The following is a 10173-nucleotide window of genomic DNA, read 5'->3' as shown; positions in this document are numbered from 1 at the left end:
GCCAGATCGCCGAGTTGAATACAGCACGGTTCACGCCCATCAGCGGCCAAGCCCATGAAAAGCTCAGCGGGATGCTGATTTGTGCGCGATGCGGAAAGCCCTACAAGCGCAAGGTGGCGCACGATCGCGCGGCCTGGAATTGCGGGACGTTTATGCGCAAAGGTAAGGCATTCTGTCATGGAAAGCAGATCCCCGAAGATACGTTGCTGGAACTGACCAAGGATGTACTTGGTGAGCGCCCCTTTGAAGACATCCAGCAAATTCTCGTACCCGGTCCCAACCAACTCCGCTATATATTCAAGGACGGCGCCGTGGACGATCGTACATGGCAGGATCATTCGCGCTGTGATAGCTGGAACGAAGATATGCGCCGCCAAGCAGCCGAGTGCACACGAAAGAGGTGGGAGAAATGAGCGAAGCCCGAGCTTTTGCCCCGCGCGTGACAATGATGCCTGCCACCCTGAACCGATTCACTGCCATGCCGATATCCGGAGCCCACAAGCGCCGCGTGGCCGCGTATGCCCGTGTTTCCACCGACCAGGAGGAACAGCTCACCAGCTACGAGGCTCAGGTGGACTACTACACGCAGTACATCCTCTCCAAGGTAGAGTGGGAATACGTGAAGGTATACACCGACGAGGGTATCAGCGCCACGAACACCAAGAAGCGTGACGGCTTCAAGGAGATGGTCCAGGATGCGCTGGAGGGAAAGATCGAAATCAAATGCGCGTAATTGATACAAGGGTGCAATGGGTGCATCCATGGGTGCAAATGCACCCGTATAATTTGATACAGGTGCATTTGCACCCATTCTCGGAAGCAGCCAAGCGGAGTTTACCTGGAAGCGTTAGATTCATTGCGAGCGGACTCGAATATTGACTTCATCGCATTGTTATTTAACATAAAGACTTCCACAAGAAGTGGGTCGAAATGGTTACCGCTTCCCTGCAGAATGATGCCCATGCTCTTCTCATGTGAGAAGGCATCCTTATAAACCCGCTTTGAACGGAGTGCGTCATACACATCGGCTACTGCCATGATTCGCGCAGCCAATGGGATTGCAGTCCCATGCAACTTGCCATTGTATCCGCTGCCGTCCCATTTCTCATGGTGATATCGCGCGATGTCCATCCCAACACGAACGAAAGCGTTCTCAGGATACTGGTTATGCACCATAGCCAGGGTGTTGTAGCCGAGCGTTACGTGTGTCTTCATGGTATCAAATTCTTCTGGCGTCAGTCTGCCCGGCTTGAGCAAAATCACATCTGGGATGCCGACTTTCCCTATGTCGTGGAGTGGGCTGGCCTTCGTGATATTTTCAATGAACGCGTCGTCTATTTCGTCTGAATAATGGCCCGATGCCCTGAGAGCCGTCGCCAACAAACGGCAGTACTCAGATGTTCTGACAATATGCTCGCCTGTATCATCGTCTCTGGACTCCGCCAGTTTCACCAGCGCGTAGATCGTTGCCATCTGAGATTCGCTGATCTCTCGCACCTTTTCCCGGACCATTTCCTCAAGCTTGGTGTTGTATCTTTTCAGTTTTTCTTCCGCCGTTTTCTGCTCGGTGATGTCTTGAATGGTACCGTGCACGGACACAGGCTTTCCGGATGAGTCATGGTCGACGACGTATTGCGTGTGTACCCATTTGATGCTACCATCCTTTGTAAGGATTCTGTAGCGGTGTTCCTTGGGCGCGTCGCCCTCCATTACTTTTATGGCGCTTTGATAGATCCTGTCATAGTCCTCCGGATGGACGCGCTGGAAATATGCATCTAAGTTTGGGTCAATGGATGGATCCAAATCCAGTACCCGGTACATCATATCTGACCACCAGAGCTTCTGCTTATGAATATCCAAACTCCAGTTGCCCAGTTTTGCGATTCTTTGAGCTTCGCGGCGTGCATCATCACTCAAGACCAGCGCCCGATTCTTTTCTTCCAGCTGCTTCGACATCTCAGCATATCTGACCATCAGCTCTGAGATCAGCTTTGCATGAATCCCGAAGTCCACCTGATCCGCAAGATGGTCAAACATCGTCAACAGGTGCCCGTTTGTGCAGGTCTCGGCATTGGAGAATGATGGGAATGATTTCGTACGCAACTTTCGCGCCATCATGATGCCCCTCCAAGTAAACGGTCGATCCCTACTGGACCCAAAGACTTAAGCTTTTGAATTACGAGTTCTCGCGTGAAAGAGGTCTGTAGAATGCTCCCGTGTTGCGGTGCTATCAAGTTTACTTCCAGATCTTTGATCTTATCCAGTGCATACATGAGCGCTTTTCCGGATGTCATTATACGCTTGTGAAAATCCAGTATTCCGTAGAGATGGCATCGTTTATTCGTAATCGGGCATACGTCCTGAGGGATACAGTCTGTGCACTTTTCAAACATGCGTGCATAGAGATCCCAACTATTATCATAACTCCCAAAGATGTCACTGCTGAATAACACCTTTGTTTTCGTGTCGTATGTCATGAAGCTTCCGGGCGAATGGGCATACGGTGTCAGAATAAATTGGAGATGTCTTCCGCTCGCAAAGTCATAATGGAAATCGAGTTGCTCAATACATCTCTTTGGGGATTTTGCTCCATAATAGTTGATGAAAATGTTGTTTTCATAGTGAGATATGATTTGTAGATCATCATTTTCAAGCGTCGCTTCTACATGCGGAATATTCCCACACAGGTCGGGATCATAGTGCTGATATATCAATCGATTAATACTATTCAGATTTGTTCCTGTTCTCATGATTTTCAACATTACCGTACTAAATTCGTTTCTGCTGCCGCTATCAATGAGCACGGCTTCGTCTCCATCGGCGATCAAGTACGGGTTGCAGTGGAGTCCGGCCTTTTTATCCGCATAGCCGACCCAATATGTCCCCTCCGCAATCTCTATGAAGTCACTATAATCCAGTGCGTCCGTTGACATGGTCATCACCCTCTTCGCTCCATTATCTTCCGGTGGCTCGATTATAGCACTCGATAGCGAATTACGCAATGAGCAATGCCTATTCATATGAATCCATCCATGACCCTGTGGGATTTTAAAAGAGAGGCTGTAACGGCAAACGCTTCGGCTCCTCTTGTCAGTTGGTGCAGACCGATATTCGGGTTTGCGCGAATGTCATCTCCGGACGTCTCTTGCGTTTCCTGAGCGGTCGATATTCTGGCCCCCTGCAGTCGAGGTATTGCTCCCATTAGGTCATGCGGTGACCGCTGATTTCATAGCCAGTCGCATAGAAAAATCCCGCCGCTCAAAGTGAGCGGCAGGATTAATATTTCCGCTTGCGGTCACGTTGGGATGATGGTTCCATTCCTGAAGGTGAAGCGCACGTCTATATCGCTGTAGACCGTGACGACCTCGACCAGACTGCCCCAGAGGTTTTCATCAAATTCGCGAACAAGCCCGTCTTGCTGCCGCAGTATGGTGATGAACTGGTTCATGCTTTCCCGTCGTGAAACCTTGTCGGTGATCTCGGCTTCCAGCCGATCGTGCTCAGACATGAGCGCTTCATACTTGCTGGCCAACGAGTCATACCGTCTGACGTAATCGCTCTGTTCTAGCGGGACGTGCGCGTTTTCTGCGATCATGCCCTGGATGCGCTCCATCAGGGCGTTCATCTCTTCCTTGACCGCGGTCTTTTTGTTGGCAATCTCACTCGCATCGAACAAGATGCCGGTGACTGCTTCAAGGTTGGCGATTACTTCATCCTTTCCGCTGAGCAGCTGATTGACCGCACGCACGAACAAGGCTTTGATTTCTTCCTCCTGCAAGTGGGGCGTTTTGCAGGAGTGGCCTCCGCCATATTTGCTGTTGCAGCGGTAGATGACCTTCCGGTACTTGCTGTTGGAGTGCCAGACTTTTGCCCCATAAAAAGCCCCGCACTCTCCACATCTGATACGCGAGGCAAAGATGTCAACGCCGCTATAGCGTCCCCGAACGTTCTTGCGCCTCTGGATTTCCTGCTGCACTAGTTCGTAAGTGTGCCTAGGGATAATGGCTTCATGGTTGTTTTCGACGTAGTACTGAGGGATTTCGCCGTGGTTTCGAACCTGACGCTTGGTGAGGAAATCCGCCGTGTAGCACTTTTGGAGCAGCGCGTCACCCTTGTATTTTTCGTTGGTGAGAATGCTCTGCACCGTGCCTTGTATCCATCTCGTTTTCCCGCCAGGCGTAGCAATCCCGCGTTCAGTCAGTATCTTCGCGATGGCGTGAGGCGTCAGGCCACTTAGGAAAAGTCTGTAAATCTCGCGAACAACCCCCGCCTCCTTGGGATTGACGACCAGATTCCCATCATCGCCTCGGTCGTATCCAAGGAAACGACCGAAGGGCACAGTTACTTTTCCGTCCGCCATCCGCTTGCGCTGGCCCCACGTACAGTTTTCGGATATGCTCCGGCTCTCCTCCTGCGCCAGCGAGGACATGATCGTGATCAGCAATTCACCCTTGCTGTCGAACGTCCAGATATTCTCTTTTTCGAAGTAGACCTCTGTGCCGCGCTCCTTCAGTTTGCGGATGGTAGTCAGGGAGTCGACAGTGTTGCGCGCAAATCTGGACACGCTCTTCGTTACAATCAAATCGATTTGTCCAGCAAGCGCGTCGGCGATCATCTGCTTGAACCCTTCCCGGCGCTTGGTGCTCGTTCCCGTTATACCCTCGTCGGTATAAACGGAAATGAACTTCCACTCTTCACGGCTCTTGATGTAGCTTGTGTAATAATCGATTTGCGCCTCATAGCTGGTGAACTGCTCGTCACTATCGGTGGATACGCGGGCGTAAGCGGCCACTTTCCTTTTTTGCTGGGAAGCAACCGGAAACGCCGTAAATCTGCTGATGGACGCCGGTATTGTAGTGACTCTTCTGTCGGCTTGCATTCTTATTGACCCTCTTTCTGCGGCAGGCAATTGGGGCTGCGCTTTTTGGTGATGAACCGTTCTGCCGATCGACCATCGCGGAAGTGGAAGGTGATGGTGTTCCCAAGCAAAACCGCATGGCTCAATTCGCGGTTCATTACGTCTAAATCAAAAGTCTGCAGCTTTAGTACATCACATATGAGCGCTTTTGCATCATCGTCTTTTATGACCAACGGGCGCGGAACCCCATCATGGCTTGTGCACCGCCAGAAACGCCGATAGCTCCCATTGGAGAGCTTGCTCGTGTACGTTGTATAGTTATTCCCGCATTCACCGCATCGGATGAATAGCGAAAGGTCTTCGTGAAGGAGCGGCGCAGTCTCCCTATGAATGTATTGCTGCCGGTGCTCATCACGCCGCTTTTCTGACCAATAGGCCTTTCGTTTGCGCCCATCGATTTCTCCTTTTCGTTTGGAAATTTCTGCCTGAACTTCGGCAAATGTATCGCGGTCAATGATGGCAGGATGCGTGTTCTCCACGAAATGCATGTCGAGCTCACCGCGATTTCGTTTTAGCTTGTGCGTGATATGGCTTTCCACGAAGTACTTCTGCAGTAGCGCATCGCCCGTGTATTTTTCATTCTTGATCATCTGGCAAATAACCGCGTGGCTGAAAGCTTTACCCCGGTACGAAACTCGATTCTGCGCATTGAGCTCCTTAGCGATCTGATAGCAGGACGCACCGGCAAGGTAGCCTGAGAATACCTGTCTGACAACCTCCGCTTCTTCGGGTTCAATGACCAAGGTGCCTTTCTGATAACGGTATCCATACAGCAATCGGCAGATCACCTTCCCGCGCTCGAATCCTTTGCGTATAGCCCACTTCATGTTCTCAGATGTAGATCGGCTTTCTTCCTGCGCAAAGGAGGCTAGCAGCGTGAGCATGACCTCACCTTTCTCGTCCAAGGAATTGATGTTTTCCTTCTCGAACCGCACTTCGATGTCTAGTTCCTTTAAGCGGCGTACCGTGATCAACAGGTCTACTGTGTTTCGTGCAAATCTGCTGATGCTCTTTGTCAGAATGATATCAACCCGTCCCGATTCGCAATCAGCGAGCATACGCTGAAACTCCGGTCTACCATCCGCCTTCGTACCGCTCAGACCCTCGTCAGCGTAAACGCCTACGTATACCCAGTCTGGGCGCGACTGTATCAGTTTACTGTAATGACTGATTTGTGCGGAAATGGAATGGTGCAGCCGCTCGGTCTCTTCCGACACTCGGGCGTAGGCCGCCACGCGTTTCTGCGAAGGAAATGCCTGGACGGTAGCGTCGATTTTTCGTATCGTCCGCATAGAATCCTCTCCTTTCTGATACAATCAATCACTCCGCACGGCCAATAAGTCAAGATAACTCAACCGTTGAAGCGCCCAGAAGCGGCTTGTACTTCCGCGTCATCACAACATCGATGCGGTCATACTCTTCTTGGGTGATCAGCGCACGTCGGAGCATGGCGCGTGCCAGGCTCATGGTCAGCTGGTATGCCTTCTCATTGTCAAACCGCGCCTTATCCACGGTTTTCACCACACCTATAACGCCCCGCAATATAGCAGGCGTGGCAGCAGTACTTCCTAGCCCTTTTGGCATAGTCGGCAAAATGCGTTCCACAGGCTGCACAAACGGAAACCACGGCCGATTTGCGAACGATTTGTGCTTGATGCTCCGTCCAGTAATGAGCGCGGCACTGATCCGAGCAAAAACGGCGCGGTTTGCGCCCGACCCTGATTGGCAATTGTCCTCCGCATTGCGGGCAGACATTCCTCGTCGGCTCTGAGACGTCGGAAGTGTCGCGAACAGGATTGCGCTGGCAGAAGGACTTCACTGTGTTTACGGGCAGCGTGAGTGTCTGGGCAATCTTCACATATCCCAATCCAGCCTGTCGAAGGCGCTGGATTTCATTGCGTTGGGTGTCGGTCATTGGACACACCTCCTCGTGTCCCAGTCAAAAATACGAGCGTCGGAGTTTACGCCCACAAAAAAGCGTGACCTGGCGCTGCCGAATCGCGGTGTTATTTTTGTAGCTGTAAGTCGAAATATTACGGAACACTTCTCGGAGTTCCGTGTTGAGTTAAATAGAGAACCATTTCTCAATATCAATGGACAAATCCATTGGGCATCTAGTATAATGAAGTTCCAAACTAAACCTGCCGAATCAGAGTTGAGCTTACAAAATCGTAGCCGGGGCAATCCTGATCACTGGAAAGGAGCATTACAATGGAGAAAGCATTCCTAAATAAGATGATTCAGACGCTTCCCCTTGCCTACGCCTATCATAAGATGCTGTTTGATGAGCAACGGCGGGCAAAGGATTATATATTCCTCGATGTCAATGCTTCCTTTGAACATATGACCGGTCTAAAGGCCGAATCGATCGTTGGAAAGCGCGTGACAGAAGTCATCCCCGGAATCCGGAGTGACCGTTTTGATTGGGTTGAATATTACGGGGAGGTTGCATTAACCGGTACAACAAAGGAATTTACGCAGTATTCCGATGCACTCGGTCGCTGGTACAAGGTCACAGCATCTTCCCCTGAAAAGGACTGTTTCGTCACGGTGTTTCAGGATATCACAGAGGAAATGAATCAGAAGCTGTCGCTGGAAAAACAGGAAAAGCAACTTAGATTTGCCTTGCGAGATCTGGAGATCGTTTATAACGGCACACTGGATCCCATGTCGCTGTTTGAGCTCAAAGATGGAAAATTTGTCTATCTGCGGAGCAATGCGGCACACCAGAAGCTGACGGGCCTGTCGCTGTCGGATATTCGGGGGAAGGACCCTGTTGAAGTTTACGGGGATGTCACAGGATGGCAGTTGCAAACATATTTTGAAAAGTGTGTCCAACTCCGCGTTCCGTCGAATTATAGTATGACCTACGACTTTCCCGTCGGCACCCGGAGGTGGATCACCACGCTCACGCCGGTGTTTGACAAAGACGACATACAGTATATCGTCGCCTCGAGCCGTGATGTAACGGAAGTTGAGACTCTTCGTCAGGAAAACGTACAGCTGGTGGAACGGCTGCAGTCGATGTTTGAAAACCATATGGCGGTGATGATGACCATTGACCCGGTCACCGGTAGGATCAAGGATGCGAACCCGTCTGCATGTAACTTCTATGGCTATACTAAAAACGAGCTACTGGGGATGCGGATTCAAGACATCAACCTTCTAACTCCGGAAAAGGTGGAGCAATACAGACTAATGGCACTCAAGGAGAAACGGAAATATTTCGTTTTTCCCCATCGCCTCAAAAACGGCGAAGTTCGTATGGTCGATGTATACACAAGCGCGATTCAAAGCAGCGGATCAAAGGAGCTGTTCTCCATTATCTTCGATGTGACTGATCGGGAAGAAATAATGGAAGCTATGTACAGAGAAAAAGAACTTTTGCAGATCACACTTGAATCCATCGGCGATGGCGTCGTGACCACTGATATCAACGGAAGAATTACTTCCCTCAACGATTCTGCCTATGCCATCACAGGATGGGCCGAGGCGGAAGCACAAGGGCGTCACTTTAGTGAGGTGTTTTTTCTTAAAAACGAAGTCACGGGGGCTGCGGTAGAAAATCCGGTTGAGAAGGTGCTTACTACCGGTAAGGTGATTGGGCTTGCTAATCACACGCTCCTGATGAATAAGGACGGGCAATTGATTCCAATTGCAGACAGTGCCGCGCCGATCATCGATAAAGCGGGGAATATGTTCGGGGTCGTCATGGTCTTCCGAGATGTCTCACATGAAAAGGAACAAAATGACCGCATCCTCTACATGAGCTACCACGACGAAATGACCGGTCTTTACAATCGCAGATATGCGGAAGAAGCCATGAAACGCCTGAGTCTCGCCGATGATCAGTTACCGCTGGCCATTATCATGGGTGATCTGAACGGACTCAAGATTACAAACGATGTTTTTGGTCACACGGTTGGCGACGAGCTTCTCAAGAAAGTAGCCTTTATCTTACGTGCTAACAGCCGCGAAAATGACATCGTCGCACGGTGGGGAGGCGATGAATTTGTCGTACTTCTGCCAAGGACATCGGCTGAGACCACCAAAGCGATCATGAATAAAATTAAGGCAGACTGTACCAACCACAGCAATGAGATGCAGAAAATCAGCATTGCTTTGGGTTATGGCGTGAAGACCAGCAAGGAAAACACACATCTGATTCTTCAAGAGGCGGAGGAGTGGATGTACCGCGAAAAATTGCTTAACGATATGAGTTACAAAAAGGCGATCGTCAATACACTTTTAACCACATTGTACGAGAAGAGCTTTGAAACAGAAAAGCACGATATACGAATGAGGCGATATTGCGACGAGCTGGGGAAAGAACTTGGATTGTCAATGGAGGAGCTGAACGAGTTGTCCTTGTTTGCCATCCTGCACGACATAGGAAAAATTGGCATTAACGAGAATATTCTAAAAAAGCCCGCCCCATTGACAGCGGCTGAATGGGTTGAAATGAAACGACATCCCGAGATTGGATACCGAATCGTAATGAATACGCCTGAGCTGTCCAAGATCGCCAAGTATATTCTCTCCCATCATGAACGATGGGATGGTCGTGGTTACCCACAAGGCTTAGCTGGGGAGAACATTCCTCTAATGTGCCGTATCCTGTCGGTGGCCGATGCATTCGATGCCATGACAAACGACAGGATATATCGAAGAGCGATGAGCAAAGAGGCGGCGATTGAAGAAATCCAACGGAACGCAGGCACACAGTTTGACCCGAAGATTGTGCTTACATTTGCTGCCTTAGTCGCCCGCGGGGCTATTGAATGAAGAAGTGATGATGATGATGTTTCTGTCCATCGTTGTAGAAGCATGCTTGCTTTATGATGCTTAACTCTCAGCTAACTCCGCATACATCCCGGAGATGTAGCACACCTCGTCATCACGGACGACTGGGAACCAGCCGCTCACAGACTCCCCGGCACTCTCCAGCAAGTCACCCTTATGGACGACACCTCGGATCGCGCCGGATGCGGACGGGAGCGTTCGTAGATAGACCGAGCCGCCCGTGACAGTGACCTGCGGCTTGGCAGTTTCCGGATCGGCTGGAGCTTCGGACTCTTCACCGCTCTCGGGGAGCAGTGTGTTGATGGCCGCAACCGTTTTGCTGCTGACGACGCCGTCAGCCACGAGGTTGTTTGCCGTCTGAAATGCGATGACAGCACTCTTTGTGGCTTTTCCGAATTCACCGTCCGCGCCCCACTTGCCACAGGAATAATCCAGCGAGATGAGCGCTGCTC

9 protein-coding genes and 1 pseudogene are annotated in these 10173 nt (G+C 50.6%); 3 read left to right on the top strand and 7 right to left on the bottom strand.

Going from position 1 to position 10173, the window contains the following annotated elements:
* The coding region (locus ACH6CV_RS10415; RefSeq protein WP_456358123.1) for a zinc ribbon domain-containing protein at positions 1–413 on the top strand (413 nt) is incomplete at its 5' end.
* Positions 410–721 (top strand): annotated as a pseudogene (locus ACH6CV_RS10410) (recombinase family protein); the annotation flags it as partial. The gene ACH6CV_RS10415 and the pseudogene ACH6CV_RS10410, both read left to right, overlap by 4 nt.
* A 113-nt stretch (positions 722–834) precedes the next feature.
* Here ACH6CV_RS10410 and ACH6CV_RS10405 read toward each other — a convergent pair.
* The 6 genes from ACH6CV_RS10405 to ACH6CV_RS10380 all read right to left on the bottom strand — a co-directional run bounded on the left by ACH6CV_RS10405 (position 835) and on the right by ACH6CV_RS10380 (position 6833).
* Positions 835–2118 (bottom strand): HD-GYP domain-containing protein, encoded by a 1284-nt coding sequence (locus ACH6CV_RS10405; RefSeq protein ID WP_456358122.1) that lies wholly within the window; start codon positions 2116–2118, stop codon positions 835–837.
* The gene (locus ACH6CV_RS10400; protein WP_456358121.1) at positions 2115–2933 is read right to left on the bottom strand and encodes an oxygen-binding di-iron domain-containing protein; all 819 of its coding nucleotides are present in this window, start codon (positions 2931–2933) and stop codon (positions 2115–2117) included. The genes ACH6CV_RS10405 and ACH6CV_RS10400 overlap by 4 nt, the downstream gene beginning before the upstream one ends.
* A 362-nt stretch (positions 2934–3295) precedes the next feature.
* Positions 3296–4879: a recombinase family protein gene (locus tag ACH6CV_RS10395; protein WP_456358120.1), complete on the bottom strand. Its 1584-nt coding sequence runs from the start codon at positions 4877–4879 to the stop codon at positions 3296–3298.
* Between the two features lie 2 nt (positions 4880–4881).
* Positions 4882–6210, bottom strand: coding sequence for a recombinase family protein (locus tag ACH6CV_RS10390; RefSeq protein ID WP_456358119.1), 1329 nt, complete (start codon positions 6208–6210; stop codon positions 4882–4884).
* A gap of 49 nt (positions 6211–6259) precedes the next feature.
* Positions 6260–6442, bottom strand: a complete 183-nt coding sequence (locus ACH6CV_RS10385) for an SHOCT domain-containing protein (RefSeq protein WP_456358118.1) — start codon at positions 6440–6442, stop codon at positions 6260–6262.
* Positions 6423–6833 (bottom strand): helix-turn-helix domain-containing protein, encoded by a 411-nt coding sequence (locus ACH6CV_RS10380; protein WP_456358117.1) that lies wholly within the window; start codon positions 6831–6833, stop codon positions 6423–6425. Before ACH6CV_RS10380 ends, ACH6CV_RS10385 begins: the two co-directional genes overlap by 20 nt.
* Positions 6834–7129: 296 nt before the next feature.
* Between ACH6CV_RS10380 and ACH6CV_RS10375 the strand changes: the two genes are divergently transcribed.
* On the top strand, positions 7130–9703 hold the full coding sequence (locus ACH6CV_RS10375; RefSeq protein WP_456358116.1) for a PAS domain S-box protein: 2574 nt from the start codon (positions 7130–7132) through the stop codon (positions 9701–9703).
* A 60-nt stretch (positions 9704–9763) separates the two neighbouring features.
* Here the strand turns inward: ACH6CV_RS10375 and ACH6CV_RS10370 are convergent, their stop codons facing one another.
* The gene (locus tag ACH6CV_RS10370) at positions 9764–10162 is read right to left on the bottom strand and encodes a peptidoglycan-binding protein (RefSeq protein ID WP_456358128.1); all 399 of its coding nucleotides are present in this window, start codon (positions 10160–10162) and stop codon (positions 9764–9766) included.
* Between the last annotated feature and the right edge of the window lie 11 nt (positions 10163–10173).

Source organism: Anaerozeibacter quisquiliarum, assembly GCF_051162045.1.
Classification (GTDB): Bacteria; Bacillota; Clostridia; order Christensenellales; family Aristaeellaceae; genus Anaerozeibacter; species Anaerozeibacter quisquiliarum.
Note: the sequence above shows the minus strand (reverse complement) of the source record. Positions and strands in the feature narration are given on the sequence as shown.

Excerpts from the sequence above, each read along its gene's own strand:
- ACH6CV_RS10400 (WP_456358121.1), bottom strand. The coding sequence starts at position 2,933 with ATGTCAACGGACGCACTGGATTATAGTGACTTCATAGAGATTGCGGAG.
- ACH6CV_RS10395 (WP_456358120.1), bottom strand. The coding sequence starts at position 4,879 with ATGCAAGCCGACAGAAGAGTCACTACAATACCGGCGTCCATCAGCAGA.
- ACH6CV_RS10405 (WP_456358122.1), bottom strand. The coding sequence starts at position 2,118 with ATGATGGCGCGAAAGTTGCGTACGAAATCATTCCCATCATTCTCCAAT.
- ACH6CV_RS10390 (WP_456358119.1), bottom strand. The coding sequence starts at position 6,210 with ATGCGGACGATACGAAAAATCGACGCTACCGTCCAGGCATTTCCTTCG.
- ACH6CV_RS10375 (WP_456358116.1), top strand. The coding sequence starts at position 7,130 with ATGGAGAAAGCATTCCTAAATAAGATGATTCAGACGCTTCCCCTTGCC.
- ACH6CV_RS10380 (WP_456358117.1), bottom strand. The coding sequence starts at position 6,833 with ATGACCGACACCCAACGCAATGAAATCCAGCGCCTTCGACAGGCTGGA.